At 66.9% G+C, this 26,926-nt stretch carries 29 protein-coding genes and 1 pseudogene; 14 read left to right on the top strand and 16 right to left on the bottom strand.

Annotated features, from left to right (window positions below; translation table 11 throughout):
- The first annotated feature begins 64 nt into the window (after window positions 1-64).
- On the top strand, window positions 65-571 hold the full coding sequence (locus tag FHS74_RS02250) for a glutathione peroxidase (RefSeq protein WP_184797038.1): 507 nt from the start codon (window positions 65-67) through the stop codon (window positions 569-571).
- Window positions 572-749: 178 nt separating this feature from the next.
- Here FHS74_RS02250 and FHS74_RS02245 read toward each other — a convergent pair whose 3' ends face one another.
- The gene (locus FHS74_RS02245) at window positions 750-1,562 is read right to left on the bottom strand and encodes a MipA/OmpV family protein (protein ID WP_184797036.1); all 813 of its coding nucleotides are present in this window, start codon (window positions 1,560-1,562) and stop codon (window positions 750-752) included.
- 244 nt (window positions 1,563-1,806) lie between these two features.
- On the opposite strand from FHS74_RS02245, the gene FHS74_RS02240 reads away from it, so the two are divergent.
- Complete coding sequence (locus tag FHS74_RS02240) at window positions 1,807-2,556, top strand: response regulator (protein ID WP_184797034.1); 750 nt, start codon at window positions 1,807-1,809, stop codon at window positions 2,554-2,556.
- Window positions 2,553-3,923, top strand: coding sequence for an ATP-binding protein (locus FHS74_RS02235; RefSeq protein ID WP_184797031.1), 1,371 nt, complete (start codon window positions 2,553-2,555; stop codon window positions 3,921-3,923). Before FHS74_RS02240 ends, FHS74_RS02235 begins: the two co-directional genes overlap by 4 nt.
- Before the next feature lie 143 nt (window positions 3,924-4,066).
- On the opposite strand, the gene FHS74_RS02230 is transcribed toward FHS74_RS02235, so the two are convergent.
- The 5 genes from FHS74_RS02230 to ggt form a co-directional block, all read right to left on the bottom strand.
- On the bottom strand, window positions 4,067-4,876 hold the full coding sequence (locus FHS74_RS02230) for an inositol monophosphatase family protein (RefSeq protein ID WP_184797029.1): 810 nt from the start codon (window positions 4,874-4,876) through the stop codon (window positions 4,067-4,069).
- 145 nt (window positions 4,877-5,021) lie between these two features.
- Complete coding sequence (gene efp, locus FHS74_RS02225) at window positions 5,022-5,591, bottom strand: elongation factor P (RefSeq protein WP_184797027.1); 570 nt, start codon at window positions 5,589-5,591, stop codon at window positions 5,022-5,024.
- Between the two features lie 285 nt (window positions 5,592-5,876).
- Window positions 5,877-6,089, bottom strand: coding sequence for a hypothetical protein (locus tag FHS74_RS02220; RefSeq protein WP_184797025.1), 213 nt, complete (start codon window positions 6,087-6,089; stop codon window positions 5,877-5,879).
- Between the two features lie 97 nt (window positions 6,090-6,186).
- On the bottom strand, window positions 6,187-6,501 hold the full coding sequence (locus FHS74_RS02215; RefSeq protein WP_184797024.1) for a hypothetical protein: 315 nt from the start codon (window positions 6,499-6,501) through the stop codon (window positions 6,187-6,189).
- Between the two features lie 190 nt (window positions 6,502-6,691).
- Window positions 6,692-8,392, bottom strand: coding sequence for a gamma-glutamyltransferase (ggt, locus tag FHS74_RS02210; protein ID WP_343066833.1), 1,701 nt, complete (start codon window positions 8,390-8,392; stop codon window positions 6,692-6,694).
- A gap of 192 nt (window positions 8,393-8,584) precedes the next feature.
- On the opposite strand from ggt, the gene FHS74_RS02205 reads away from it, so the two are divergent.
- The 6 genes from FHS74_RS02205 to FHS74_RS02180 all read left to right on the top strand — a co-directional run bounded on the left by FHS74_RS02205 (window position 8,585) and on the right by FHS74_RS02180 (window position 13,716).
- Window positions 8,585-9,154 (top strand): helix-turn-helix domain-containing protein, encoded by a 570-nt coding sequence (locus tag FHS74_RS02205; protein ID WP_184797022.1) that lies wholly within the window; start codon window positions 8,585-8,587, stop codon window positions 9,152-9,154.
- Between the two features lie 35 nt (window positions 9,155-9,189).
- On the top strand, window positions 9,190-9,714 hold the full coding sequence (locus FHS74_RS02200; protein WP_184797020.1) for a GNAT family N-acetyltransferase: 525 nt from the start codon (window positions 9,190-9,192) through the stop codon (window positions 9,712-9,714).
- A 205-nt stretch (window positions 9,715-9,919) separates the two neighbouring features.
- Window positions 9,920-10,852, top strand: coding sequence for an ABC transporter permease subunit (locus FHS74_RS02195; RefSeq protein WP_184797018.1), 933 nt, complete (start codon window positions 9,920-9,922; stop codon window positions 10,850-10,852).
- Window positions 10,853-10,856: 4 nt separating this feature from the next.
- Window positions 10,857-12,161: a high-affinity branched-chain amino acid ABC transporter permease LivM gene (livM, locus tag FHS74_RS02190; RefSeq protein WP_184797016.1), complete on the top strand. Its 1,305-nt coding sequence runs from the start codon at window positions 10,857-10,859 to the stop codon at window positions 12,159-12,161.
- Window positions 12,161-12,991 carry a high-affinity branched-chain amino acid ABC transporter ATP-binding protein LivG gene (gene livG, locus FHS74_RS02185; RefSeq protein ID WP_184797014.1) on the top strand — a complete coding sequence of 277 codons (831 nt, stop codon included), beginning with the start codon at window positions 12,161-12,163 and terminating at the stop codon, window positions 12,989-12,991. Before livM ends, livG begins: the two co-directional genes overlap by 1 nt.
- Window positions 12,991-13,716 carry an ABC transporter ATP-binding protein gene (locus FHS74_RS02180; RefSeq protein WP_184797012.1) on the top strand — a complete coding sequence of 242 codons (726 nt, stop codon included), beginning with the start codon at window positions 12,991-12,993 and terminating at the stop codon, window positions 13,714-13,716. The genes livG and FHS74_RS02180 overlap by 1 nt, the downstream gene beginning before the upstream one ends.
- A gap of 23 nt (window positions 13,717-13,739) precedes the next feature.
- Here FHS74_RS02180 and FHS74_RS02175 read toward each other — a convergent pair whose 3' ends face one another.
- From FHS74_RS02175 to FHS74_RS02160, 4 genes and pseudogenes are all read right to left on the bottom strand, one after another.
- A complete protein-coding gene (locus FHS74_RS02175; protein ID WP_184797010.1) occupies window positions 13,740-14,117 on the bottom strand; it encodes a hypothetical protein in 378 nt (125 codons plus the stop codon).
- A 356-nt stretch (window positions 14,118-14,473) separates the two neighbouring features.
- Window positions 14,474-14,782 (bottom strand): helix-turn-helix domain-containing protein, encoded by a 309-nt coding sequence (locus FHS74_RS02170; RefSeq protein WP_246462856.1) that lies wholly within the window; start codon window positions 14,780-14,782, stop codon window positions 14,474-14,476.
- Window positions 14,783-14,786: 4 nt separating this feature from the next.
- Window positions 14,787-15,170, bottom strand: a pseudogene (locus tag FHS74_RS02165) (type II toxin-antitoxin system RelE/ParE family toxin).
- Window positions 15,171-15,239: 69 nt separating this feature from the next.
- On the bottom strand, window positions 15,240-17,051 hold the full coding sequence (locus FHS74_RS02160; protein WP_184797006.1) for an ABC transporter transmembrane domain-containing protein: 1,812 nt from the start codon (window positions 17,049-17,051) through the stop codon (window positions 15,240-15,242).
- 283 nt (window positions 17,052-17,334) lie between these two features.
- On the opposite strand from FHS74_RS02160, the gene rpmE reads away from it, so the two are divergent.
- Window positions 17,335-17,556: a 50S ribosomal protein L31 gene (rpmE, locus tag FHS74_RS02155; protein WP_040848326.1), complete on the top strand. Its 222-nt coding sequence runs from the start codon at window positions 17,335-17,337 to the stop codon at window positions 17,554-17,556.
- 141 nt (window positions 17,557-17,697) lie between these two features.
- On the opposite strand, the gene FHS74_RS02150 is transcribed toward rpmE, so the two are convergent.
- A complete protein-coding gene (locus FHS74_RS02150; protein WP_343066844.1) occupies window positions 17,698-18,150 on the bottom strand; it encodes a DUF1465 family protein in 453 nt (150 codons plus the stop codon).
- Window positions 18,151-18,504: 354 nt separating this feature from the next.
- Here FHS74_RS02150 and FHS74_RS02145 point away from each other — a divergent pair, with 354 nt between their 5' ends.
- Window positions 18,505-18,978: an Hsp20 family protein gene (locus tag FHS74_RS02145; protein WP_184797002.1), complete on the top strand. Its 474-nt coding sequence runs from the start codon at window positions 18,505-18,507 to the stop codon at window positions 18,976-18,978.
- A gap of 302 nt (window positions 18,979-19,280) precedes the next feature.
- Here FHS74_RS02145 and FHS74_RS02140 read toward each other — a convergent pair whose 3' ends face one another.
- The gene (locus FHS74_RS02140; RefSeq protein WP_184797001.1) at window positions 19,281-21,191 is read right to left on the bottom strand and encodes a propionyl-CoA synthetase; all 1,911 of its coding nucleotides are present in this window, start codon (window positions 21,189-21,191) and stop codon (window positions 19,281-19,283) included.
- Between the two features lie 207 nt (window positions 21,192-21,398).
- Window positions 21,399-22,517, bottom strand: a complete 1,119-nt coding sequence (locus FHS74_RS02135) for a patatin-like phospholipase family protein (protein WP_184796999.1) — start codon at window positions 22,515-22,517, stop codon at window positions 21,399-21,401.
- Window positions 22,518-22,807: 290 nt separating this feature from the next.
- On the opposite strand from FHS74_RS02135, the gene FHS74_RS02130 reads away from it, so the two are divergent.
- Window positions 22,808-22,999 carry a DUF4169 family protein gene (locus tag FHS74_RS02130; protein WP_184796997.1) on the top strand — a complete coding sequence of 64 codons (192 nt, stop codon included), beginning with the start codon at window positions 22,808-22,810 and terminating at the stop codon, window positions 22,997-22,999.
- Between the two features lie 181 nt (window positions 23,000-23,180).
- On the opposite strand, the gene FHS74_RS02125 is transcribed toward FHS74_RS02130, so the two are convergent.
- The 3 genes from FHS74_RS02125 to FHS74_RS02115 all read right to left on the bottom strand — a co-directional run bounded on the left by FHS74_RS02125 (window position 23,181) and on the right by FHS74_RS02115 (window position 25,086).
- Window positions 23,181-24,260 (bottom strand): 5-(carboxyamino)imidazole ribonucleotide synthase, encoded by a 1,080-nt coding sequence (locus tag FHS74_RS02125; protein ID WP_184796995.1) that lies wholly within the window; start codon window positions 24,258-24,260, stop codon window positions 23,181-23,183.
- Window positions 24,257-24,721, bottom strand: a complete 465-nt coding sequence (gene purE / locus FHS74_RS02120) for a 5-(carboxyamino)imidazole ribonucleotide mutase (protein ID WP_184797328.1) — start codon at window positions 24,719-24,721, stop codon at window positions 24,257-24,259. Before purE ends, FHS74_RS02125 begins: the two co-directional genes overlap by 4 nt.
- A gap of 164 nt (window positions 24,722-24,885) precedes the next feature.
- Window positions 24,886-25,086 carry a YdcH family protein gene (locus tag FHS74_RS02115; RefSeq protein WP_184796993.1) on the bottom strand — a complete coding sequence of 67 codons (201 nt, stop codon included), beginning with the start codon at window positions 25,084-25,086 and terminating at the stop codon, window positions 24,886-24,888.
- Between the two features lie 163 nt (window positions 25,087-25,249).
- Between FHS74_RS02115 and FHS74_RS02110 the strand changes: the two genes are divergently transcribed.
- Window positions 25,250-26,356, top strand: a complete 1,107-nt coding sequence (locus FHS74_RS02110) for an ATP-dependent 6-phosphofructokinase (protein WP_425491248.1) — start codon at window positions 25,250-25,252, stop codon at window positions 26,354-26,356.
- Complete coding sequence (locus FHS74_RS02105) at window positions 26,349-26,798, top strand: TIGR02444 family protein (protein ID WP_211106034.1); 450 nt, start codon at window positions 26,349-26,351, stop codon at window positions 26,796-26,798. The genes FHS74_RS02110 and FHS74_RS02105 overlap by 8 nt, the downstream gene beginning before the upstream one ends.
- The last annotated feature ends 128 nt before the right edge of the window (window positions 26,799-26,926 follow it).

Genomic DNA, 26,926 nt, shown 5'->3' with positions numbered 1-26,926 from the left:
AATCATCAATTAACGCTGACGCCCAGCGTCAGGCCAGCCCATCGGCCGCAGGAGCCTTCGTCCCATGTTGCCCCAGTCGCAAACCGCCACCGCCCCCACCGCCCATGCCTTCAGCTTCCAGCAACTGGGCGGCAAGGGCGCCGTCCCCCTGGCCGCCTTCGCCGGCCAACCGGTGCTGGTCGTGAACACCGCCAGCAATTGCCGCTTCACCAATCAATATGAAGACCTGCAAGCGCTGCACGCCCAATATGGCCCCCGCGGCCTGGTGGTGCTGGGCGTGCCCTCCAACGATTTCGGCAAGCAGGAGCCGGGCTCGGCATCGGAGATCGGGGCGTTCTGCCAGCGGAATTACGGCGTTGAGTTCACCATGGCCGACAAGGAGGTGGTGGTGGGTTCCGGCGCGCACCCGTTCTTCAGCTGGCTGGTCGACGTGGCCGGCGAGGACGCCGCCCCGCGCTGGAATTTCCACAAATACCTGCTGGGCAAGGACGGCCGCCTGGTCCGCTATTGGTCCTCGGTCTTCCGCCCGTCCAACGCAGCCATCATCCAGGCGGTCGAAGCGGCGCTATAGGCGGTTCCCCGGGTGTGGGGCGCCCTTGATGTGGAAAACGCCCCCGGGGCCGGCGGCCCCGGGGGGTGCTTATAGCCGGCTGCGTTTAATCGGAACCACAGCCGGCTATAGCTGAGTCTGTCCGCGAGCAGCTTCACGCCCAAAGGCGATTCCACCTTTGGGCGATCTGCTCTGGTTGTCAGAAGCGATACCCCACGGCCGTGAAGGCCCGGACGCTGGTGGCCGCATAGGTGATGGGGCTGTCGGCGGCGTCACCCAGCAGCCGTTTGCCCGTGACGTCACCCGTCACGAACCAATGCTCATCGAAGCGGTAGACCGCCAGGACCCCGGCGCTGACATCCTTGAAACCGGACCCGGCGTTGAAGGCGGTGAAGCGGGACTTGGCGGCCTGGGCCGGGGTCACGCCGAAGTAGGTTTGCATATAGCTGTCGTTGGCCCAGGTGGCACCGAGATGCGGCGTTAGCATCAGCCGGTCGGCCAGCTTCAGGGGCAGACCCATGCCGGTCGTCAGCACGATGCCGTCATTCTGGTCGCCAGTGTACTTGGTGACGGCGGCATCCAGGCTGACCCGGCCCAGCTGATAGGCCCCGAACACCTTGATGCCTGCCGACGAATCGATATTGCCCAGGCCCTTGAGACGGTCGTCGCCAGTATTGAAAATGCCATTGCCCTTGCTGTCGTCCCGGCCGGGATCGAAGGTCAGGGCGGCGCCGACCCTGAAATTGCCCTGGTGCCAGTAGGCGCTGAGTCCCTCCGGCCCCACGGCGATCATGTCATCGTAGCGGACAGTGAACAGGGGCACCGGACTCGCCTGATAGCGGTCGCTGCCCTCGAAGGTGGGACGCAGGGCGACACCACCGCCGACGGTGATATCCCACAGCGGCGTCTGGCGCGCCATGGGCTGATCATCGGCCAGGGCGGGCGCGGCGAAAAGCGCGATGCCCACCAGCAGGGCGGCGCGGGCGGGGAGGAAGCTATTGCGGAAAGACATGGAGCGGCTTGGCCTCTTACTGGAAGAACGGCGCCCAGCGGCCGTACCCCGCCGGCCTCACCCCACCCCCACCCGCTGGGCGAAGGCCCCCCCATCCGGCCGCTGGAACGCCCTTATCCTAGGTCGCCATTCTTGGCGGCTGATGTCGCGTTTGCGGCGGCAACGGCACAATGTGTCTGACTTGAAATAATCCGCGTGGACAACGGACATATGACCCCGGTGCCTCCGTGCTAGCATGCGATCCATGACGCCCGCCACCGTCCCCCACCCCGCCACCGCCCCGGGACCCACCCTGCTGATCGTCGATGACGACGAGGACATCCTGTCCCTGCTGACCCTGTTCTTCCAGCGACATGGCTATGTGGTGCGCGTGGCGGAGGACGGCGTGGGAATGGCGGCGGCGCTGGCCGCCGGCGCCATTGATCTGGTCATCCTGGACGTCATGCTGCGGGGTGAGGACGGCTTCAGCCTGTGCCGCGGCTTGCGCGCCACGTCGCGCGTGCCGGTCATCATGCTGACGGCCATGGCCGACCATACCGACCGGGTGGTGGGGCTGGAGATCGGCGCCGACGACTATTTGACCAAGCCCTTCGACGCGCGTGAGCTGCTGGCCCGGGTCAAGGCCGTGCTGCGCCGGACCACCGAGGCGGCCGGCCGGCCACCGGCGGAAACCCGCCCTTGCCTCAGCTTCGCCCGCTGGCGGCTGGATGTGGCGCGGCGGGAACTGCGATCGGAAGACGGCACCCTGGTGCTGCTGTCGGGCGGGGAGTTCGACCTGCTGCTTGCCTTCGTGGAGCATCCACAGCGGGTGCTGACCCGCGACCAGCTGTTGGATCTGGCGCGCGGCCTGTCCCATGCCGCCTACGACCGCAGCATCGACGTGCAGGTCAGCCGCCTGCGCCACAAGCTGGAAGACGACCCCAAGAACCCCGCCCTTATCCGTACGGTGCGCAACGGCGGCTATATCTTCACGCCGCAGGTGCGCCACCAATGACGCGGCCACGGTGGCCACAGGACACCATCGCGCGGCGCTTCGCCCTGACCATCATGGCGGCGGTGACGGCCGCCACGGCCTTGAGCGCCCTGGTCGTCAGCCTCGCCGGCGCCTGGCTGCAGCCGCCCGCCAACGACGCCGGGCTGGTACAGATCGTGGTGAGCGTCACCCACGCCATCGAGGCCGCCCCGCCCCCCTTGCGACCCTCCTTGGCCACCGCCGCGAGCGCACGGCTCTACAGCATTGAATGGCATCCGGCGGACGACCCCCTCGCGGCGCTGCTTCGCCAAGGGACCGGCTTGGATGACTTCCATCCGGTGGAGGGCACGTGGCTAAACGACCTGACGTCCCGATCGTTCCTCTTCCGGGTCACCGCGACCGACCCTGCCGGGCCCTTGCTGCGGCACGACTTTTCATCCGATCCCCATTCGCCGTTCCCGGCCCGGTTCCTGGCCGTGCGGCTGATGGACGACAGCTGGCTGATCTACATCTCCCTGGACCGCAGCCGCGACACCATCCGCGCCCTTCGCGTCGCCATCGCCCTGGTGTTGCTGCTGCTGTCCGCCGCCGCCGTCTCGCTGATCGCCGCGCGGCAGTTGTCCCGCCCCATCGAGCGCATCGCCGAAGCCGCCCGCCAGTTCGGCACCAACCCCCAGGCCCCGCCCATCGCGGAGTCGGGCCCGCGGGAGCTGCGCGGCGTCATCCGCGCCTTCAACGCCATGCAGGGGCAGATCCAGAAGTTTGTCGGTTATCGCACCGCCATGCTGGCCGCCATTTCCCATGACCTGCGCACGCCGCTGACGCGCATGCGCCTGCGCGGTGAGTTCGTGGAGGATCCGGAGCAACAGGCGCGGCTGTTCCGCGATGTCGATGAGATGCAGGCCATGGTCGACGGCGCCCTGGCCTTCTTTCGCGATGACGCGGACGAGGAGGCGGTGACCGCCTTCGACTTGGGCGGCCTGCTGACCACCATCGCCGATGAATATGCCGACCAGGGCGTCGCCGTGGCCTATGCCGGCCCCGCCCACGCCGTCTATCGGGGACGGCCCTTCGCCCTGAAACGCGCGCTGACCAACCTGATCGAGAACGCGGTGAAGCACGCCACGCCACCGACGGTGATGTTGAACGACGAGGCGGGCTTGACCGTGATTTACGTGCGGGACGACGGGCCGGGCATTCCCGAGGACGCGCTGGAGCAGGTCTTCAGCCCCTTCTTCCGCCTGGACCGGTCACGCAACCGGGTCACAGGCGGCGTGGGCCTGGGCCTGACCGCGGCCTTGGCCATCGTGCGCGGTCATGGCGGGGAGATCACCTTGCGCAACCGCCCCGCTGGCGGGCTGGAAGCGAGGGTGACGCTGCCGGCGTGATGATGCCGGCAGCGCCTATCCTTCCGTTCCGTTCTGCGATGTCATACCAACGGCATTTGATCGTGACCGGTCAAATGCCCCCTCAAACGCCGGGCGCCGTCGCGGGCTACAACGGCACGAGTCAGATTCTCGTGCCGCAGGTATCAGCCAGCGGTCTTCTTGCCGGCGTTGCGCAGCAGGGTGCCCAGCGGCAGGTGGAGGTGGGAGTTGGCGGCCAGCACGCTGGCGCCGCTCTGCGGGTTGCGGCCACCGGCGATTTCGGTCGCGAAGCCGCCGGCCTCGGTCACCATCAGCACGCCCGCCGCCACGTCCCAAGGCTTCAGGTTGGTTTCGAAGAAGCCGTCGAAGCGGCCGGCGGCGACATAGGCCAGGTCCAGGGCGGCCGCACCCAAGCGACGGATGCCGGCGACCTCGCCCATCACCGCCTGCAACTGCGGCAGATAGGCGGCGTGGTCGCCATGGCCCTTGAAGGGGATGCCGGTGGCGATCAGCGCGTCCGGCAGGCTGCGACGGGCGGACACACGCAGGCGGGTGTGGTTGAGGAAGGCGCCCGCACCCTTCTCCGCCCAGAACATCTCATCGTGGATCGGCTCGTACACCACGCCGGCCACGATCTCCCCATCCTTTTCCAGGGCGATGGTGATGGCCCAGTGCGGCAGGCCGTGCAGGAAGTTGGTGGTGCCATCCAGCGGGTCGACGATCCAGCGGTGCGACGGGTCGCTGCCCGCCACCGTGCCCGATTCCTCCAGCAGCAAGCCGAAGCTGGGACGGGCCTTGGTCAGTTCCTCGCGGATGATGGCTTCCGACTTGCGGTCAGCGGCGGAGACGAAATCGGCCGGGCCCTTGCGGGAAACCTGTAGCTGCTCCACCTCGCCAAAATCGCGCACCAGGGCGCGGCCCGCCTTCTCGGCGGCTTTGGTCATGACGTTGATGATAGCGGAACGGGCGGCCATGGGGTGTCCCCTTTAAATCTCTTCAGACGGGCCGGTCCCCGGGGGACCGCCCTACCATAAAAGCCGAGAGCGAATTCCACCGGAAGGCGGAATTCGCTCTGGCTGTCGAACCTGCCGTCCCGTGGAACGGCGGCGGGAAGGAGGCTTAGTCCTTCGCGCGTTCCATGTATTCGCCCTCGGCGGTGCTGACGACCACGCGGGTACCGGCCTCGATGTGCGGCGGAACCAGGACGCGCACGCCGTTTTCCAGCAGGGCGGGCTTGTAGGAGGAGGAAGCCGTCTGCCCCTTCACCACCGGGTCGGCCTCGGTGATCATCAGGGTCACGGTCTGCGGCAACTCGACGGACAGCGGCGCGCCTTCGAAGGTCTGCACCGTCACTTCCATGCCATCGGTCAGGAAGACCTTGCCGTCACCAACGATATCGCCGGGGATGGAGACCTGCTCGAAGGTTTCCTTGTCCATGAAGGTGTAGCTGTCGCCGTCCTCGGCGAACAGGAAGGTCATCTCGCGTTCGTCCAGGTAGGCACGCTCAACGCTTTCCTGGGTGCGGAAGCGCTCGATCGTCTTGGTGCCCGTGCGCACGTCCTTCATCTCGATCTGGATGAAGGCGCCGCCCTTGCCGGGCTGCACGATCTGCGTCTTCACGACCACCCACAGCTTGCCGTTATTATCCATAACTTGGCCGGGGCGCATGGTGTTGGCGTTAACCTTCATGGTGCTTCAACTTTAACCTGGGTGTTTGCGAGCGGCGCGGACCCTAGCAGCTTGTTCGCAGCCGGACAAGATCAGCCGGAATTCCACCCACGCATGCCGCGTCGGCGTTATCCACCAAGCGGGCCTGTGGAATGCGCCCCGCCCCGGACAAAAGCCCCGCCGAACATAAAGAAGGCCCGGCCAAGTCGAGGACTGGCCGGGCCGCAAGGAGGGGAGATGGGAACGGGAAAAGAGAGGAACTACGCTTGCGAACACGGATCTGCATAATGCCTACGACAACGGCGCTCAGGGCTTGCTGAGGGCGCCGATGGCGGCACCACCGGCGGCGCCGATGGCGGCGCCCGCCAGGACCGGGCCGCCGACGATGGCGGTGACGGCGGCGGCACCCGCGGCACCGATGGCGCCACCTGACAGCGCGCGCTGCTGGCGGGCGGTCAGGCCGGAACAGCCGGCCAGCAAGGACCCGGCCACAACGACGATGACGGCATTCTTCAACATGACGGCCTCACTGCTCTTTGGAAACCGGGGCGGAACCCATCGGAGGTTCCGCCCCGGGCCGGACGTCATGCCGGCTCACTTGAAAGGGGGACGAGGATTAACGGATGGGAATGACCACGTTCAGGCCAGCCGGGGGATAGTAGACCGGCGGGGGCGGCGCGTAGTAGGCCGGGGGCGGCACGTACACCGGACGCGGTGGCCCATAGTAGTAGGGGGGTGCCACGTAGACCCGCGGGCCACGATAGTAATCGTGGTCGTAGTAGCGGTAGTGGTCGTGATGGTGGCGCCAATACTCATCGGCATGGGCCGTGGTCGACGTCAGGGCAGACGATGCAGCGACCCCGACCACGACCAGTGCGGCAGCGGCGGCAAAGCGCTTCACCTTCGCCAGACGCAGGAAATCGCTTGTCATGATCTTACCTCCAGAACGGTGGGACGCCTTCTACCCCGGGTATTTGATTGGGGGGCTTCCCATGACGTGTATCCTGGAGGGGGATGTTGACGATTTAAGGGCGACGTTTGCCTTAATGCGACCTTATTTCAAAGGGGTCCGAAGGGGGGCCGGAGGCGGATTTTCCGCCCCCGGAACAACGCGTAAGGGGTCAGTTCACCACCACGCCGGTGCCACGGCCGCGCGGGTCGGACGCCGTTTCCAACCGGATGCCATCCACGCGGATGGCCTCCACATCGCCCATGTTCCAGCCCTGGTCCTGCAGCACATAACCCATGGCCTTCAGCTTGTCGGCCTCCGGACCCACCAGCGGAGCGTAGGGATCATAGAAGATCGTGTCCTTGGGCAGCAGCTGGTGGTGGATGCGCTGCGCCGACACCGCCGCCTGCAACGGCATGTGGAAATCATAGACGTCGGTGATGACCTGGAAGACGCTGGTGAAGATGCGCGACCCGCCGGGGGAGCCCAGGACCAGGCTGACCTTGCCGTCGCGCGTCACGATGGTGGGGGTCATGGAGGACAGCATGCGCTTGCCCGGCTGGATGGCGTTGGCATCCTTGCCCACCACGCCGAAGCCATTGGGCACGCCCGGCTTGGCGCTGAAATCATCCATCTCGTCGTTCAACAGGAAGCCGGCGCCGCTGACCACCTCGCCGTTCCCGAACTCGAAGTTCAGGGTGTAGGTGTTGGAGACGGCGTTGCCCCACTTGTCGACCACGGAGAAGTGGGTGGTCTCGTTGGGTTCCAGCCCCGGCTTCACGTCCGGGGTGGGGGAGATGGCATGGGGGTTGATCTCCGACGCCCGCTTGGCCAGGTAGCCGTCGCTGATCAGCTGTTCCAGCGGGACCTTGTAGAAATCGGGATCCCCCAGATATTCGGCGCGATCGGCGAAGACCCGCTTTTCGATCTCCGCCAGCAGGTGGATGTACTGGGCGGAGTTCAGGGCCACCCCCTGAAAGTCGGCGGCGCGCAGCTCCTTCATCTTCAGCAGCTGGGCCAGCGCCTCACCGCCGGAGCTGGGCGGCGGTGCCGTGTAGACGACGTTACCCTGCCATTTGAACTGGATCGGCTCCCGCCAGCGCGCCTTGTAGGCGGCCAGATCCTCAGCGGTGATCAGGCCGCCATCCTTCTTCATCTGGGCGACCAGCAGCTCCGCGGTCTTGCCGGCATAGAACTCCTGCGGCCCGCCGGCGGCGATGCGCTTCAGCGTGGCGGCCAGTTCCGGCTGGGTGAAAATCTTGCCCGCCTGCATCTTGCCGAAATACTGGGCGAAATTGGTGACGGAGAACTGCTCCATCATGTCGGTGCGGTAGGCGATGATCTTGTCGGACGGCAGGAAGCCCTTCTCCGCCAGCGTGATGGCCGGCTGCATCACCTGCGCCCAGGGCAGCTTGCCAAAGCGGTGGTGCGCCTCCCACAGGCCCATGACAGTGCCGGGCACGCCAGCGGCCTTGGCCCCCACCAAGCTGAGCTTAGGCACCACGTCGCCCTTGGCGTCCAGGTACATGGTGCGGGTCGCGGCCTTGGGCGCCACCTCGCGATAGTCGACGAAGTAGGGCTTGCCATCGACGAACAGGGTCATGAACCCGCCGCCGCCGATGTTGCCGGCCTCGGGATAGGTGACGGCCAGGGCGAAGGCGGTGGCGACGGCGGCGTCCACGGCATTGCCGCCCGCCTTAAGTATCTCCGCCCCCGCCGCCGTGCCGAAGCTGTCAGCCGATGCCACGGCACCACCGGACAGCAGGGCCGCCGGGGCGGTCGCCGTTTCCTTCGCCTGGGCCAGCGGAGCCCCGCCCAAAAGGGCCAGCCCCAGGGCAAACGCGCCCATGGCGTTGAACCAACGGCGCGTCACGCCCTTACCAGCCTGCCCAAGGCCCGCCTGCCGAGACCCCATTCGGTCACCCCTCTTGTTTTAAGTCTTCGTCCGCCTGCCGACGGAGACGAACAGCATGCCCAGATCGCCCGGGAAAGATAAGGCAATTTTGCGCTGCGGCATGATGAGCGGGCCTTGACGAATTTCCCATATTTGAGAAATATTCCCGACATGGAACAAACACCCGCCCCCTTCGATCTGCGCTTGGCGGCCCGCCTCGCGAGCCTGCGCCTGGAACGCGGCTGGACCCTGGAAACGCTGGCGGAGCGCAGCGGCATCAGCCGCGCCACCTTGTCCCGCCTGGAACGGGGGGAGACCAGTCCGACGGCCGCCTTGCTGGGCCGGCTGTGCACCGCCTATGAACGCCCCATGTCGCGCCTGCTGGCGGAGGTGGAGGCGGACCCCCAGCAGTTCATCCCGCCCGCGGCCCAGCCGGTCTGGACCGACCCGGAAACCGGCTTCCGGCGCCGCGGCATCTCCCCGCCCGCCAGCGGCTATATGACGGAGCTGGTGGAAGGCACCCTGCCCCCGGGCGCCGTCATCGCCTATCAGGCGCCGCCGGTGGCGGGGCTGGAGCATCATCTCTGGATGCTGCAAGGCCGGCTGGATTTGGCGCTGGACGGCACCGTCCACGCGCTGTCGGCCGGCGACTGCCTGCGCTATCGCCTGACGGGCGGCAGCCGCTTCCATTGTCCCGGTCCTGAGACCGCCCGTTATGTCATCGCCATCACCCGCCCCTGAGAAGCCGTCCCTGAGAGCCGCACACCGAGAAACCCATGACCACCCTGGCCATCCGCGAAATCCCCGCCGCCGACCTGGACGCCCTCACCCCAGCGCTCAGCGGCATCCTGCACGCCTGCGTCCTGGGCGGGGCCAGCGTCGGCTTCATCCTGCCCTTCGCCGAAACGGAGGCCATCGCCTTCTGGCAGGGGCTGAAGCCCGGCCTGGAGACGGGCGGGCGCCGGCTGCTGGGCGCCTGGCTGGGCGAACGGCTGGTCGGCACGGTCCAGCTGCTGCTGGCCGGCCCGCCCAACGGCCGCCACCGGGCGGAGGTGGCGAAGATGCTGGTCCATCCCGAGGCCCGTCAGCGCGGCATCGGCCGGGCGCTGATGACAGCGGTGGAGGCGGTGGCACGGGCGGAGGGGCGCACCCTGCTGCTGCTGGACACGGGCAGCGACGAGGGCCGGGCGCTCTATCGCTCCGTCGGGTTCCAGACCGTGGGCGACATCCCGGGCTACGCCATCCATGTCGATGGTACGCCCCTGGCCACCACCCTGCTCTACAAGCGCTTGGCCGCATAAGCCGTCCGCCCACCCCAGCGTCCGCCCGTGAAAAAATGTTGCGCCAGCGGCATTTTCACCCGTCGACCCTGGCCCCGCCTTGCCGCCCCCTGGCTCTAAGGGTAAGGTCGCCGCTGGCCCCGGCATGGCGGACCGCACCTTGTCCGGTGCCGGAACCGGCCCACAGCACGCCGGGCGGCCATCGATGGGGGCGGTTAAGGCGGCAATGGGTTTCACGCTGGCAGTCGGCACATTCCTACAGCATCTGATCAACGGCCTGACCCTGGGCGCCATCTATGGACTGATCGCCATCGGCTACACCATGGTGTACGGCATCATCCGCATGATCAATTTCGCCCATGGCGAGATTTACATGATCGGCGCCTTCATCGCCGTCACCACCTTCACCCTGCTGCTGGGCGCCGGCGTGACCTCGGTGCCGCTGGCCCTGGTGATCGTCCTGGCCGTCTCCTGCGGCTTCACCGCCGTCTACGGCTGGTCCATCGAGCGCGTGGCCTATCGCCCGCTGCGCACGGCGCCCAAGCTGGCGCCCTTCATCTCCGCCATCGGCATGTCCATCGTGCTGCAGAACTTCGTCATGCTGACCCAGGGCGCGCGGTCGAAGTCGCTGCCCCCGGTCATGACGGGCGGCATCACCCTGTGGCGTGACGGCGATTTCAGCCTGGGCGTGACCAACATCCAGCTGTTCATCATCCTGCTGACGGTGGCGCTGATGACGGGCTTCACCCTGGTCATCAATCGTACGGCGCTGGGCCGCGCCCAGCGGGCGTGCGAGCAGGACCGGACCATGGCGGCCCTGCTGGGCATCAACGTCGACCGCACCATCTCGCTGACCTTCGTGCTGGGCGCCGGCCTGGCGGCGGTCGCCGGCGTCATGGTCACGCTCTATTACGGCGTCATTGATTTCTACATCGGCTTCCTGGCGGGTATGAAGGCCTTCACCGCCGCCGTGCTGGGCGGCATCGGCAGCCTGCCCGGCGCCATGCTGGGGGGATTGCTGATCGGCCTGATCGAGGCCTTCTTCTCCGGCTACGTCTCCAGCGCCTACAAGGACGTGGCGGCGTTCTCCATCCTGATCCTGGTGCTGGTGGTCCGCCCCTCGGGCCTGCTGGGCCGTCCTGACATCGAGAAGGTGTGAGGTCATGGCCGCACCCGCGTCCCCTTCCATCCCGTTCGCCCGCAACCTGCGCGAGGCCGGCATCGCCGCGGCGATCGCGATGGCCCTGGCCATCCCCTTCCTGGGCCTGCGCACCGTCAACCTGGACCAGGGCCTAGTGGTGCAGGCCAACCTGCGCTATGTGCCGCTGGCCGGACTGGTCGTCTTCCTGGGCCGCCTGGTCCTGGGTCTGCTGGCGGCCCCCTTGCGCCGTGCCGTCGCCCCGCTGGCCGGCCTGAAGCCGCCGGCCGGCGCCCAGCGCCTGCGGCCCTATGGCGGGCCGCTCCTGATCCTGGCCGCCGCCGTCCTGCCCTTCCTGCCCTTCGCCAACCGCTATGTCATCGACCTGGGCACAACGGCGCTGATCTATATCCTGCTGGCGACCGGCCTGAACATCACCGTCGGCCTGGCGGGCCTGCTGGATTTGGGCTTCGCCGCCTTCTACGCCATCGGCGCCTACACCTGCGCCCTGACCACGACCCAGTTGCACTGGGGCTTCTGGCCGGCCCTGGCGGCAGGCGGCCTGGCCAGCAGCCTGTTCGCCGTGCTGCTGTCCTTGCCCATCCTGCGGCTGCGCGGTGACTATCTCGCCATCGTCACCCTCGGCTTCGGGGAGATCACCCGCATCGTCATCCTGAACTGGCAGAGTTTGACGGGCGGGCCCAACGGAGTCTCCGGCATCGCCCGGCCCACCCTGTTCGGCCTGACCTTCGACCGGCGGGCGCCCGAGGGCGGCCACACCTTCGCCGAGATGACGGGCATCGCCTATGCGCCGGAACAACGGCTGATCTTCCTCTACCTGGTCATCCTGGCGCTGACCGCGTTGGCGGCCTACACGGTCGGCCGCCTGCGCCGCCTGCCCATCGGCCGGGCATGGGAAGCGCTGCGTGAGGATGAGATCGCCTGCCGCTCCCTGGGCATCAACCCCACCATGGTGAAGGTTTCGGCCTATGCCACCGGCGCCCTGATGGGCGGCCTGGCCGGGTGCGTCTTCGCGGCGCGCCAGGGCTTCGTCAGCCCGGAAAGTTTCGGCTTCATGGAATCGGCCACCATCCTGGCCATCGTCGTGCTGGGCGGCATGGGCAGCCAGGCCGGCGTCATCATCGCCGCCTTGTTCATCGTCGTGCTGCCGGAACTGGCGCGCAGCTTCGCCGACTACCGCATGCTGGCCTTTGGCCTCGCCATGATCCTGATCATGATCTGGAAGCCCGGCGGCCTGCTGTCCGGCCGCACGCCCACGATCACCCTGTCCGCCCGCAAAGCCAAATCCATGGCGGAGGCCACCTCCTGATGAGTACGGAGCCCCTTCTGGACGTGCAGGGCCTGACCATGCGCTTCGGCGGCCTGCTGGCCGTGGACCATGTCGACCTGACGGCGGAGCGCAACCGCATCACCGCGTTGATCGGCCCCAATGGTGCCGGCAAGACCACCATCTTCAATTGCCTGACCGGCTTTTACAAACCCACCGCCGGGCGCCTGCTGCTGCGCCACCCGGTCCGGGGCCCCATCGAACTGCAGAAACTGAAGGGCTTCGGCGTCGCCCGCACCGGCGTGGTGCGCACCTTCCAGAACATCCGCCTGTTCCCCAGCATGACGGTGCTGGAAAACCTGCTGGTGGCCCAGCACCAGGCGCTGATGCCCCAGTCCGCCTTCTCCTTCGCCGGCCTGCTGAACCTCAAGGGCTGGCGCGCGGCGGAGGACGCGGCGGTGGAAACCGCCCGCGACTGGCTGCGCCGGCTGGATCTGCTGGCCGTGGCGGATGAGGCGGCGGGCAATCTCTCCTACGGCATGCAGCGCCGGGTGGAGATCGCCCGCGCCATGAGCACCAACCCCCTGCTGCTGTGCCTGGATGAGCCCGCCGCCGGCCTGAACCCGCGCGAGACCCGGGCGCTGGCCGAACTGCTGGTCGGCATCCGTGTCGAGCACGGCATCGGCATCCTGCTGATCGAACATGATATGGGCCTGGTCATGGACATCTCCGACCGCATCTTCGTCGTCGACCATGGCGCCCGCATCGCCGCCGGCACCCCGGCCGAGATCCGCAATGACGAAGGGGTGATCAAGGCCTATCTGGGCGAGCCCGACGCCGATGAGGCGACCACCGGCACGGAGAGCCCGTGATGGCCGGCCCGCTGCTGCAACTGTCCGACCTTCACGCCAGCTACGGCCCCGTGCATGCGCTGCGCGGCGTCAACGTCACGGTGAACGAGGGGGAGATCGTCACCCTCATCGGCGCCAATGGCGCCGGCAAATCCACCCTGCTGATGACCATCTGCGGCAATCCGCAGCCGTCGCAGGGCCAGATCCTGTTCCAGGACCGCAGCCTGGTGGGCATGCCCCCGCACCTGATCGCCACCCAGGGCATCGCCCAGGTGCCAGAGGGGCGGCGCATCTTCCCGCGCATGACGGTGCTGGAGAACCTGCAGCTGGGCGCCACCCTGGCCGACCCCGCCCATTTCGCCGAGGATCTGGCCACCTGCTACGCCCTGTTCCCCATCCTGGAGACGCGCCAGGCCCAGCGCGCCGGCACCCTGTCGGGCGGAGAGCAGCAGATGCTGGCCATCTCCCGCGCATTGATGAGCCGGCCGCGCATGCTGCTGCTGGACGAACCCTCGCTGGGCCTCGCCCCGCTCATCATCCGCCAGATCTTCCAGGTCATCGAACAGCTGAACCGGGAGCGCGGCATGACCATCCTGCTGGTGGAGCAGAACGCCTATCACGCGCTGAAGCTGGCCCACCGCGCCTATGTGCTGGCGTCCGGCGAGGTGGTGCTGACGGGATCAGGCCGGGAACTGCTGGCCAACGAGCAGGTGCGCGCGGCGTATTTGGAGGGTGGGGCGCACTGAGTAGAAATGGCGTTACCGTGATTTTATTCGCGCTTATCGCTGGATTTACCCATGAATCCTCTCGTCGTCCAATAAGCCATTGCCATTATTAATCCGAATATAATTGGAATAGAAACAATAACTGCAATGATATTAAATATTCTAGAATTATCATTGCTCAAAGAATACAAGCGCCTCAATACAACAGTGACTTCGCGCTCCGTCATTTCTGGAGGAAATTCTAATATTCTTCCATCCGGCCCCAGAACGGAAATTGCGCCTACTGAAGACTTTGATTTATCCGAATCCGCACCCCATAGCTCACACAAGACCGATTCGTATCTGCATAATGCATTTGCTATATTATTCATGAGGGGGGTGCCGCGAAAATCGTCATAATTAAAGGCAATTACCAAAGCCATCCATAAACATGACAATGACAACCAGCATCTAAAGAGGCCACGGCCTATATTCATATCGCCCCTCACCATCAAGAACGCAATGGATTACCTGATACAGAATACATTCAAAATCAATAGGCAATCGAGCAATCGCAGCAATATTCATATGATCTACTGGTCCTTTCATCACCTCGCCCCTTCCCCTTGGTTTCGTCGAACGGCGGCGCCGCCAGGCGAGCGTAGAGGCCGCCCCCTGGCGGATCAGGTCCTCGTGCCGCCGCTGGCGACGATCTCCTCCTTGTCGAGGAATATGATGCGGTCAGCGTTAAGCACGGTGGCCGGACGATTAGCGGTGATGAAGGCGGGGCGCACTGAATTCACAGAAGGGCGTCTATCCCCTTGCGGCGGATGACATTCAGCAGCACGAGGGCCGCCCCCTTGGCCTGCTTTGTGCCGCGTTCTAGTTGTGAGACATAACCCGTGGTCAAGTTCAAGTACCTGGCAAGCGCGGCTTGACTGAGATGCGCCCGTTCGCGCATCGCCTTGACTTCCTCACCCGAAATCGGCTCGGCCGACGGCAGGGTTCCCACCCCGAGATGCCGCACGGTGATCTTGCGATACGTGGCGTCGTCCATGATTCCAAGACGATGCTGACCGGCAGCCATCTCCAAAATCTCTTCGGTCAATCGGCTAGGTTTCCTGGTCGTCATCGACGATCTCCTTCAAATCCCCATCTTCCATGGCCTGCGCAACCCTTTCGGCCGTGGCCGCAAGCCAATTTGCGCCGATGATGCGAAGAGCCTGCAGTTCATCGTCCTCAATGTTCTCGCGGTCATTCTTGGCGAACCCGTACAAGAAGATGGCACGGCCGGCGGCCCGATAGGCCACGATCATCCGAAATCATCCAGACCTGCCTTGGCCCGGCCGGGCGACACGCTGTTTGATGAGGCCACCACCCAAGTCGGCGTCGATGATCCCGCGCTCGGCTCGGTCGACCGCCTCCTTCAAACTCGCATCGGCGATCCGCTCGCGGCGGGTAAATCGCGTCACCCCCTTGGTCTTGAAGATCCGCACACCGTCACCCTATAGCGCTATAAACTATAGTTCATGGTGCTATAAATCAAAGTCCTTGAGGCGCCCCACCTACTCCGCCGCGTCCCCAATGCTCCTCGCCGCATCGAACTGCAGGGCCGCCAGGCGGGCGTAGAGGCCGCCCTGGCGGATCAGGTCCTCGTGCCGGCCGCTGGCGACGATCTCGCCCTTGTCCAGGACGATGATGCGGTCGGCGTTCAGCACGGTGGCCAGGCGGTGGGCGATGATCAGGGTGGTGCGATCCTTCATCAGCGTTTCCAACGCCTTCTGCACCGCGCGCTCGCTTTCCGCGTCCAGCGCCGACGTCGCCTCATCCAGCAGCAGGATTTTCGGGTTGCGCAGGATGGCGCGGGCGATGGCGATGCGCTGGCGCTGGCCACCGGACAGGCGCACGCCCTTCTCACCCAGGTAGGTGCCCAACCCCTCGGGCAGCGCCTCCAGGAAGTCCAGGGCATGGGCGGCACTGGCGGCGGCGCGCACCTCCTCATCCGTGGCCGTGGGGCGGCCGTAGCGGATGTTCTCCCACGCGTTGGTGGAGAAGATCACCGCCTCCTGCGGGACGATCCCCAAGCGGGCGCGCACGTCGGCCGGGTCGGCGGTGCGCACGTCCACGCCATCCACCAGCACGCGGCCGGCCTGGGGGTCGTAGAAGCGCAGCAGCAGCTGGAACAGGGTGGTCTTGCCGGCACCGCTGGGTCCGACGATGGCGACCGTCTCACCCGGCGCCACCGTCAGGTCCAGACCTTCCAGCGCGGCGTGATCCGGCCGTGCGGAATAGTGGAAACGCACGCCCTCGAACGCCACGGTGCCGATGGGCGGGGTGGGCAGCGGCACGGGGTTGGCCGGGGCCACGATGTCAGGCCGGGTGTCCAGCAAATCCACCAGCCGTTCCATGGCGCCGGCGGCGCGCTGCAACTCCCCGGTCACTTCGGAGATGGCGCCCACGGACCCGGCCACCAGAACGGAATAGAAGATGAAGGCCGACAACTGGCCGGCGGAGATGCGGCCGGCCAGCACGTCATGCCCACCGATCCACAGGATGACCCCGATGGCCCCCATGACCAGGGAGATGATGATCATCGCCATCAGCGCCCGCACGCGGATGCGGCGCACGGCGGTGTCGAAGGCATCCTCCACCCGGCTGCCGAAGCGCGCCGTCTCGATCGCCTCATGGCCGAAGGCCTGGACGATGCGGATGCCGCCCAGCGTCTCGTCAACCTGCGCACCCACGTCGGCCACGCGATCCTGGCTGGCCTTGCTGAGTTTGCGCAAGGACCGCCCCAGGATGACGATGGGCAGCACCACCAGCGGCACCACGATCAGCACCAGGGCCGTGAGCTTGGCGCTGGTGACCGCCAGCATGATCAGGCCGCCCATCAGCATCAGGGAGTTGCGCAGCGCGATGGAAACGGTGGAGCCCACCACCGTCTGCAACAGGGTGGTGTCGGTGGTTAGGCGCGACAGCACCTCACCCGTGCGGGTCGATTCGAAGAAGCTGGGCGACAGGGTCACCAAATGGTCGAAAACCGCGCGGCGGATGTCCGCCACCACCCGTTCCCCCACCCAGGACACCAGGGAGAAGCGCACATAGGTCGATCCCGCCAGCACCAGGATGACACCCAGCATGGCCAGCAGCGCATGGTCCAGCAGCTGCGGGTTGCTGGTGACGAAGCCCTGGTCCACCACGGCCTGCAGGCCCCGGCCCATGCCGATGGTGGTGGCCGCGGCCACCATGAGCGCGATACCCGCCCCCACCGAGTGCCAGATGTAGGGCCGGACGAAGGGCATCAGAAAGGCCAGGGGCCGCAAAGACTTACGGCCGGGAGGCGCTGAGGCCGCGGCGGTCGGGGGGACGTCGGTCACCGGCAAGATTCCAATCTGTCAAACCTGGGCGCGGCAGCGGCCGTCCCTTCATTGAAAGGTTTGCCCCCGCCCGCCTGATGGCTTAGGTAATGCCTCAAGCGCCGTCGGGCAACCAGGGCCAAGGCGACTTTCGCCCCTGAAATCGGCCCGCATGCCATCAAGCCATGCGTGGGTGTGCCGTCTGGGCACGCTGAACGCTTGAGATCGGGTGTTGATCCCGGGGCCCGTTTTGGCTATAAGCCCGGCTTCGCGTTTCGAGATTTGTTTTGGGACTTGGGCGATCATGAAAGCTGACATTCACCCGGATTACCATGAGATCACCGTCGTGATGACCGACGGCACCTCGTTCAAGACCCGGAGCACCATGGGCAAGGCCGGCGACACGCTGCGCCTGGACATCGACCCGAAGTCGCACCCGGCTTGGACGGGCGTGCAGAAGCTGGTCGACACCGGCGGCCAGATCGCCAAGTTCAACCGCCGCTTCTCGGGCCTGGGCCTGAAGTAAGCCGCGGGCGGCCCTGGCCGCACGCCGTTGAGCTTTCAAAAAAGGGCGTCCCAACCGGGGCGCTCTTTTTTGCTGTCCGCGTGGTTCCGCAGGACGTACTGCAGGACTGCGCGGGAAATCAGGGGGCCGGATCAAGGCGCGTCAGGCCACGGCGCGCCGGTACTGGTCTTCCAGGCGCTCGGCGCGCATGTAGAGGCTATGGCTGCGCTGCAGCAGGGAGCGCAAGCCGGACGGCAACTCGCTGTTGTCAGGGCCGGATGGGTCGCTGCAGATGGTCCCGCCGGAGAGCGCGAACTGCTCACCCAACACTTGCTCGGCCGTCAGTTCATGGGCATGGAGCGCCTTCAGGGCCAGCAACCAGGCCATCACCTGGGTCAGGCGACTGGTGACGCGGAGCGATTCGTAGCTGATCTGCAGACGAACCTGGGGCGGCAGCCCCCGCTGGTCTTTGGCTTCCTGGAAGGCCACGTAGTTACGTGCCTCAACCAGGAGGGCCATCGTCTCCTCGTACGTCCGGTCGAAGAAGGCATTGGACTCGAGCAACGACGTCCCTTTCTCCGGGCCTACCCCAGGAAACCTTGTGAGGGATGCCACAAGGGGTGATCCCATGGGCGTACCCCGGCCACGGTCTTGGAACTGTAAGATCGAAATGGCCCGGGCCGCAACATGCGCGACCCCGGGATCACCTTCTGGTCACAGGAGGTGACGCTTGAGGGTGCCACCAAAGGCTTAAATCTTTGGAAAGAAGCAGGGCCGGAGCGGCATCTATCCTTTCGCGATTTCCACAAATCCGCCCCCCTATTGAAATCCGGCCGGCGCGTTCACAAATGCAATCGCGTCGGCGGGAATGCCCTGAAGGGGTTCCTGGAGCCGGCATGAGACCCCAACCGCAGGGACGGCCAGCATGGCGCCCGAGGGACGGGGTGATCGCTCTATCGGAGGATTATCATGCGTACCTATGACCTTTCGCCCCTGTTCCGTTCCACCGTCGGTTTCGACCGCCTGACCCGCTTGATGGAGTCGGCGCTGAAGACCGAGGACCAGGGCACGGCCTACCCGCCCTACAACATCGAGAAGCGGGGCGATGACGATTATCGCATCACCATGGCGGTGGCGGGCTTCAGCCAGGAAGAGATCGACATCGTGGCGCAGGAAAACGCGCTGACGGTCATTGGCAAGTCCCGCAAGGACGATCAGGCGCAGGAGACACAGTATCTGCACCGCGGCATCGCCGCCCGCGCCTTCGAACGGCGCTTCCAGTTGGCCGAACACATCCGGGTGACCGGCGCGGCGCTGGAGAATGGCCTGCTGCATATCGACCTGGTGCGTGAGGTGCCCGAGACGGCCAAGCCGAAGCACATCCCCATCGCCAACCTCGGCAAGGGCTCGACCGCGTTGCCGGCCAGCCAGACCACGAACTGAGGGTGACGGCGGCCCGGGTGGCGATCCGCCCGGGCCTGCCTCCTTGGCCGTTTGACAGAGACTAAAACGGAAAGGGCCGCAGCTATTGCGCTGCGGCCCTTTCACATTCCCAGCGGCGCTGGTTTTCCAGCTGCCTGATTTTGCCCGCCCGTTCAACCCGTACCAAACTTCGAGGCAGACGGTATGCAGGGCACGCGGGCCAGTCAACCCACTTTGGCAATAAGGGCCGCAGATCGGTCAACGCACCGTCACAATTTTGCCACATGCGAGGTACCCCGAAGCGGCAGGTGCGCTATGGCAGGTCATTGATCTGGAAGGGATTTTCCACCGAATCCCGCAGCCGCCAGGGCGGTCCCGATCTCCTCTAGAATCACCGGGTCGTCAATGGTGGCGGGCATGGCCCAGGCCTCGTGGTCCGCAATCTTTTGCATGGTTGCCCGCAATATTTTACCGGACCGCGTCTTGGGCAGGCGGTCGACCACCAGCGCCTGACGGAAGGCCGCCACCGGGCCGATCACCTCCCTCACCCGCTGCACCACCTCGGCCACGATGGTCTCGTGCGGACGGGCGACGCCGGCCTTCAGCACCAGGAAGCCCAGGGGCAACTGGCCCTTCAGCGCGTCATGCACGCCGATCACGGCGCACTCCGCCACATCGGGATGACCGGCCAGCACCTCCTCCATGGCGCCGGTGGACAGGCGGTGGCCGGCGACGTTGATGATGTCGTCGGTGCGCGCCATGATGAAGAGATAGCCGTCCTCATCCACGTAGCCGGCGTCCGAGGTCTGGTAGAAGCCGGGATATTCGGACAGGTAGCTGCGGATGAAACGCTCCTCCGCGTTCCACAGCGTGGGCAGGGCGCCGGGCGGCAACGGCAGCCGCACGGTGACGGCGCCCAGCGTGCCGGCCGGCACCTCATGCCCCTGCCCGTCCAGCACCCGCACATCCCACCCCGGCAGCGGCCGGCAAACGGAACCGTGCTTGACCGGCATCAGGCCCAGTCCCATCGGATTGCCCGCCACCGGCCAACCGGTTTCCGTCTGCCACCAATTGTCGATGACGGGTACCTTCAGGTGGGTTTCGGCCCAGCGCAGCGTGTCGCTGTCCGACCGCTCGCCGGCCAGGTACAGCTGGCGCAAGGACGCAAGGTCGAAGTTCTTGATCAGCAGTCCCTCCGGGTCCTCGCGCTTGATGGCGCGGAAGGCCGTGGGGGCCGTGAACAGCATGGCCACCTTGTGCTGGCTGATCACCCGCCAATAGGCGCTGGCGTCAGGCGTGCCCACGGGCTTGCCCTCGTACAGCACCGTGGTGGCGCCATGCAGCAGCGGCCCATAGACGATATAGCTGTGCCCCACCACCCAGCCCACGTCGCTGGCGGCCCAGAACACCTCCCCCGGGCGCAGGCCATAGAAATGCTCCATGGTCCATTTCAGGGCCACGGCGTGGCCGCCGTTGTCACGGACCACGCCCTTCGGCTGGCCCGTGGTGCCGGAGGTGTAGAGGATGTAGAGCGGGTCGGTGGCCGCCACGGGCACGCAGGCGTGCGGCGGCGCCCCCTCGATCTCGGTCCAGTCGATGTCGCGGCCCGGTATCAGGGTCGCCGGTTCCTGCGGGCGTTGCAGGATGATGCAGCGGTCGGGCTTGTGCGTCGCCTGCGCGATGGCGGCGTCCAGCAAGGGCTTGTAGGGGATGACCCGCGCGCCCTCGATGCCGCAGGAGGCGGAGACCACCACCTTGGGCCGGGCGTCATCCAGGCGGGTGGCCAATTCCCGCGGGGCGAAGCCGCCGAAGACGACGGAATGGATGGCGCCCAGGCGGGCGCAGGCCAGCATGGCGATGGCTGCCTCCGCCACCATGGGCATGTAGAGGATGACCCGGTCGCCCTTCACCACGCCCTGCGCCGCCAGCAGGCCGGCGAAGCGCGCCGTCAGGTCCAGCAGTTCGCGGTAGGTGTACTTGGTGACGGTGCCGGTGACGGGGCTGTCGTGGATCAGCGCCACCTGCTCGCCCCGCCCGGCGGCCACGTGGCGATCCAGGGCGTTCCAGCAGGTGTTCAGCTGGCCGCCGGAAAACCAGCGGAACAGGGGCGCGCGGCTATCATCCAACACTTGGTCCCAGGAATGGATCCAGTCGATGGCCCGGGCCGCGTCCCCCCAAAAGCCCTCGGGATCCGCCAAGGACCGGTTGTAGACTTCCGCGTAGCGTCCGCTCATCCGCTTATCCCTCCCCGGTGGCCGCCAAAGGGCCCCGCTTTTATCAGTGCCGCCCATCGTGGCAGGCCCCCCGGCGGGGGGCCATGAGCCAGATCAACAGCCTGCATCCATCCTAGCGGGTCGGGACCGGAGGCCAAGCCTCAACCGTCCCTGCCCTCCCAAAGGACAGCAGGCGCGGGGGAACGGGCCTTGAAAGGGATTTCGTTTTCAGATGACCGCCCGCGCGGCGGCGAAGCTGCTTTCGCGGCCCACCTGATCGTAGCAGCGGTCCAGCCACTCGGCCGCCGCCGCCCGGCCCATGTCGCGCAGTTCGGTCAGGAAACCCCAATCGGCGTTCAGTTTGCTGGAGACGCCCAGATCGGCCATGCCCGTGCCCGGTTCCACCACGTGCAGGAAGACGGGCCGGACGCCGGCCTCCGCCGGATCGATGCCATGGTCGGCACAGAGGCGGTTGATCAACTCCAGCGACTTCAGCTCACGCAGCAAGGTGGCGTTGAAGCCGATCTCGCTCATGCGGTCGACGATGGCGCTGGGCGCCGTGGGCACGGCCGGCCGCTGCAGGGGGGTGACCTGCACCACCAGGATATCGGTGGCCCGGCACTCATGCAGCAGGGGGTGCAGGGTGGGATTGCCCATGTAGCCGCCGTCCCAGTACGGTTCCCCGTCGATCTCCACCGCCTGGAACAGGATGGGCACACAGGCCGACGCCAGCAGGGCATCCATGGACAGGTCCTGGCCCTTGAACACCCGCAGCTGGCCGCGGTTGACGTTGGTGGCGCTGACGAACAGCCGCACGGCATCCGAGCGGCGCAGCACCTCGAAATCGACCAGCCCATCCAGCACATCGCGCATGGGGTTCAGGCCCAGCGGGTTGAACTGATAGGGCGACATCAGGCGAACCATCAGGTCCAGGCCGGCGTAAACCGGTGAATGGTCCAGGTTGCGGCGGGCAGCCCCGCCCGTCATCCAGTCCAGCCAGGTGGGCTGCAAGGGGCCGGCGGCGGAGCTTTTGGCCATGCGTCGCCACAGCCGGTGCAGAAGCGCCCGCGCCGCCTCCGGCCCGCCGGTCAGCAGGCCATAGGCCAGCAGGGCGCCGTTGACGGCGCCGGCGCTGGTGCCGCTGATGCCCTCGACATCCAGGCGGCCATCCTCCAGCAGGCGGTCCAGCACACCCCAGGTGAAGGCGCCATGCGAGCCGCCGCCCTGCAGCGCCAGGTTGACGGTGCGCCGCGCCGGCGCCGTGTCACCCGGGCTTGCCGCCGGCGCGGGCGACACCGGTGTCGCCCGCCGCCGCCGCCTGGCCACACCGTCCCCAGAACCGTCCATACCGCCCTAGCCCTCGAATAAAAGCGGCCCGGCATCCAAGGCGAAGCACAGAATTCGCCGGACCGCCGAAGCCAACATGGTTAACAACTGCCTGGGTTTATCGATCAAATGCCACCCGTCGCACCGGGCATTTCATACCCCGTTAGGCCTGGCCGAACAAACCCGTCTTGAACAATGCAGATCCTGGGTTAAGGTTAGGTTAGTGACTTGGACGAGAAGGCATCCGGCGGCCCATCACGGGTGCGCCGGCTTCAGGTCCGCTGGGACGAGCGACGAGGGGAAAGACAGCCGTGGGCGACGTCGTCAACCTGAACCGGTTCCGTAAGCAAAAGGCCAAGGAGGAGCGGGCGGTGAAAGCCGCGGAAAACCGCGTCATCCACGGCCGCACCAAGGCCGAACGCACGGCCGACCAGCAGCAGCAGGACCGCCAGACGGCGGACATGGACGGCAAACGGCTGGAGCCGGGCGACGGCGAGGACTAGAGAAGATCGCCCAGAGGCGAACTCGCCTTTGGGCGTCAAGCTGCTCGCGGACAGCCTCAGCGAGAGCCGGCTGTGCTTCCGATCAAAAGCAGCCGGCTATAGACCCGGCGCCCCATAGGCCGAGCCATGCCCCCGCGACCCCGGGTCGCGGGAGCGGGCACCCCAGGAAACACCAGCCGCCTCAACGGGGGCGGTTCACATGCCCCATCTTGCGACCGGGGCGCGCCTCCGCCTTGCCATAGAGGTGCAGGTGGGCGCCCGGTTCAGCCAGCAGGGCGTGCCACTGGTCGACATCATCGCCGATCAGGTTCTTCATCATGCACGGCGCCAGGATATCGGTGGCGCCGAACGGCAGGCCGCAGACGGCACGCACCAGCTGTTCGAACTGGCTGGTGACGCAGAAATCCATGGTCCAGTGGCCGGAATTGTGAGGCCGCGGCGCCACCTCGTTGACCAGCACCCGGCCCTCGGCGGTCACGAACATCTCCACCGCCAGCAGGCCCACCACGTCCAGCGCCTCGGTCAGGGCCTGGGCGATGCGCCCCGCCTCCGCCGCGACGGCCGGCGTCACCGCCGCCGGCACCAACGTCTCATCCAGGATGCCCTTGGCGTGGCGATTCTCCACCACCGGGAAGGCGGCCATGACGCCGTCCGCCCGCCGGGCGACGATCACCGACACCTCGCAGGCGAAGGGTACGAAGCCTTCCAGCACGGCGTCGGTGGTGCCCAGCGCGCGCCACGCGGCGGCCAAATCGGTATCGGCGTTCAGCCGCACCTGCCCCTTGCCGTCATAGCCCATGCGGGTGGATTTGAGGATGGACGGCGTGCCCAGCTCCGCCACGGCGGCCCGCAGGGACGCCACGTCGGTCACGGCGCGGAAGGGCGCGGTGCCGATGCCAAGGCTGTTGGCGAAGCGCTTCTCCTCCAGCCGGTCCTGGGCCACCGCCAGGACACCGGATCCCGGGAAGGTGGGCACACGGGCGGCCAGGAAATCGATGGTGGCGGTGGGAATGTTCTCCCACTCCAGCGTCACCACGTCGACCGACCGGGCGAAGGCCTCCAGCGCGGTCCAGTCGTCAAAGGCGGCCCGGGTTTCCACCGATGCCACCTGGGCGCAGGGGCTGTCCCCGTCCGGCCCGTAGGCGTGGGTGCGATACCCCAGGTTGGCGGCGGCCAGCGCCGTCATGCGGCCCAACTGGCCGTTGCCCAGCATGCCGATGGTCGAACCGGGCGGAACGACCGTGATCGCCTGGGCGCTCATGCCTCGTCCTGGGGTTCCAGGGCCACGCGGGCGGTCTGGGCGGCGCGCCAGGCATCCAGCGCGTCGGCCAGGCGCTTGTCGTTCAGGGCCAGCACGGCGGCGGCCAGCAGGGCGGCGTTGATGGCGCCGGCCTTGCCGATGGCCAGCGTGCCCACGGGGATGCCGCCCGGCATCTGGGCGATGGACAGCAGGCTGTCCATGCCCTTCAACGCGTGGCTTTCCACCGGCACGCCGAACACCGGCAGCGGCGTCATGGCGGCCGCCATGCCCGGGAGATGGGCGGCACCGCCGGCGCCGGCGACGATGACCTTCAGCCCGCGATCACGGGCGGTGGTGGCGTAGTCGACCAGACGATGCGGGGTGCGGTGGGCGGAGACGATGCGCGTCTCGAACGGGACATCCAGCGCCTCCAGCACGGCGGCGCCATGGCGCATGGTGGCCCAGTCGGACTGGCTGCCCATGATGATGCCGACTAACGGCGCGTTTTCAGGATGCTGGCTCACCGGTGATGCTCCCCCCGCTCTAAAGGAAGCGCCGGATTATAGGAGGGGGCGGCGCCTTCGCAAGCGCCGGCACCGCATGACGGCCACGCCCGGGCGGATGCCCCGGGCGCCATCAACCGACATCAAGCGATGATGTCGGGCAGCAACTGGCTTTCCAGGCGGGCGATCAAGTCCTTGAGCAGCAGCTTGCGCTTCTTCAGACGCTGAATCTGCAGCTGGTCCACCGGAAACTGTCCCGTCAGGCGGGTGATGATGTCATCGAGGTCACGATGCTCCACCCGAAGCGTCGCCAGCTTCTCCTTCAGGGTGTGTTGTTCAGTCATCCGTGCCTTTTAGCGTTCACTGGTCTCGATCACCGGCGTTCTATACCAGAAATCCGGCGGCAGGGGTGCTGCCTTTCGGCATGGCGTTCGGCGATTGCGGGCAGGTCCGGTTTTCCGCAAACTCAGGTCTCGCGGATGGCTTCGGTGGGCGGGACACCTGATGATGAGTGACGGCATGGGCGGCGGCAAGCGTATCGGCATCCTGACCAGCGGCGGCGATTGCGCCGGCCTGAACGCGGTCATCCGCGCCGTGGTCCATCGGGCGGTCACCACCTATGGCTGGCAGGTGCTGGGCATCGAGGAAGGGACCCATGGCCTGCTGGATCGGCCCGTCCGCCACCGCGCGCTGCTGCCGGGTCAGCTGGACGGCAACATCTTGCGCCAGGGCGGCACGGTGCTGGGCACCACCAACAAGGGCGACCCCTTCGCCTATCCCATGCCGGACGGCGGCAAGAAGGACCGATCCGAGGAGATCATCAACGGCTACAAGGAACTGGGCCTGGACGCGCTGATCGGCATCGGCGGTGACGGCAGCCTGGCCATCCTGCGCCACCTGGCGCAGCAGGGCGGCCTGAACCTGGTGGGCATTCCCAAGACCATCGATAACGATCTGGGCCTGACCGAAGTGTCGGTGGGCTATGACACCGCCGTCGCCGTGGCGACGGAGGCGCTGGATCGCCTGCAGCCGACGGCCGCCAGCCACGCCCGCGTCATGGTGCTGGAGGTCATGGGGCGCGATGCCGGCCACATCGCCCTGGCCGCCGGCATCGCCGGTGGGGCGGACGTCATCCTGCTGCCGGAAATCCCCTGGACGGTGGAGGGCGTGGCCAACCGCATCCGCCAGATTCGCGCCCAGGGCCGCAACTTCGCCCTGGTGGTGGTGTCGGAGGCGGCGGCCCTGCCCGGCGGCGGCAAGGCGCGCCAGGAATTCACCGACGGGCAGAAACGCTATGGCGGCATCGGCGGCTATCTGGGCCACCTGATCGCGGAGGCGACGGGGGCCGAAACCCGTGTCACCGTCCTGGGCCATGTGCAGCGCGGCGGCTCCCCCAACGCGCGCGACCGGCTGATCGCATCGGCCTTCGGCGTCCATGCCGTGGACCTGATCGCGCAAGGGCGGTACGACCGCATGGTCGCCTGGTCCAACCGCAAGGTCATCGACGTGCCCATCGCCGACGCCATCAAGGCCTATGCGGCGGTGGAGGTGGACGGCACCCTGGTGCGCACCGCCCGCGGCCTGGGCATCTATGTCGGCGAGCCCGTTGCCTGAGGCCCCTGGCCTATGGCCCTACGCCCTGGCCGTCTACGCCCGGCCGGGCGTCGCGGAGGTCTGTCTGGAGGCACAGGACGCGCACGGCGCCGACGTGCCCCTGCTGCTTTGGGGGGCCTGGGCGGCGGCACGGGGCCGGACGCTGACCCAGGACGACATGGCGGCGGCGCGGGGCCTCGCCCATCACTGGCGCGAGCCCATCATCGCCCCCCTGCGCCAGGTTCGCCGCGCCCTCAAGGCCCTGCCCGCCGACGCCTTGCGGCAAGCGGTGAAGGCGGCGGAGCTGGAGGCCGAGCGGCTGTACCTCGCGGCGCTGGAGGACCTGGCCCGGGATTGGCCCGACGCGCCGGCCGCCCCCCAAGGCCTGCGCGACAATCTGGCGCGGCTGCTGCCGCCGGATGCGGCCCCGGTTACAGAGCGGTTACACAAGGCGCTTTCCTGACGTCGCCGGCCCTATGGTACTGTCGCGGCCATCAAATCATTTCGCCTGGATGAAATTTTCAGGGAAAGGTGATGGTGATCCCGGAAGGTTTCAGGCGGCGACCGTGGGCAGCGGGGCCGTCCCAAAAG

Source organism: Nitrospirillum iridis (genome assembly GCF_014205765.1).
GTDB classification, from domain to species: Bacteria; Pseudomonadota; Alphaproteobacteria; order Azospirillales; family Azospirillaceae; genus Nitrospirillum; species Nitrospirillum iridis.
Note: the sequence above shows the minus strand (reverse complement) of the source record. Positions and strands in the feature narration are given on the sequence as shown.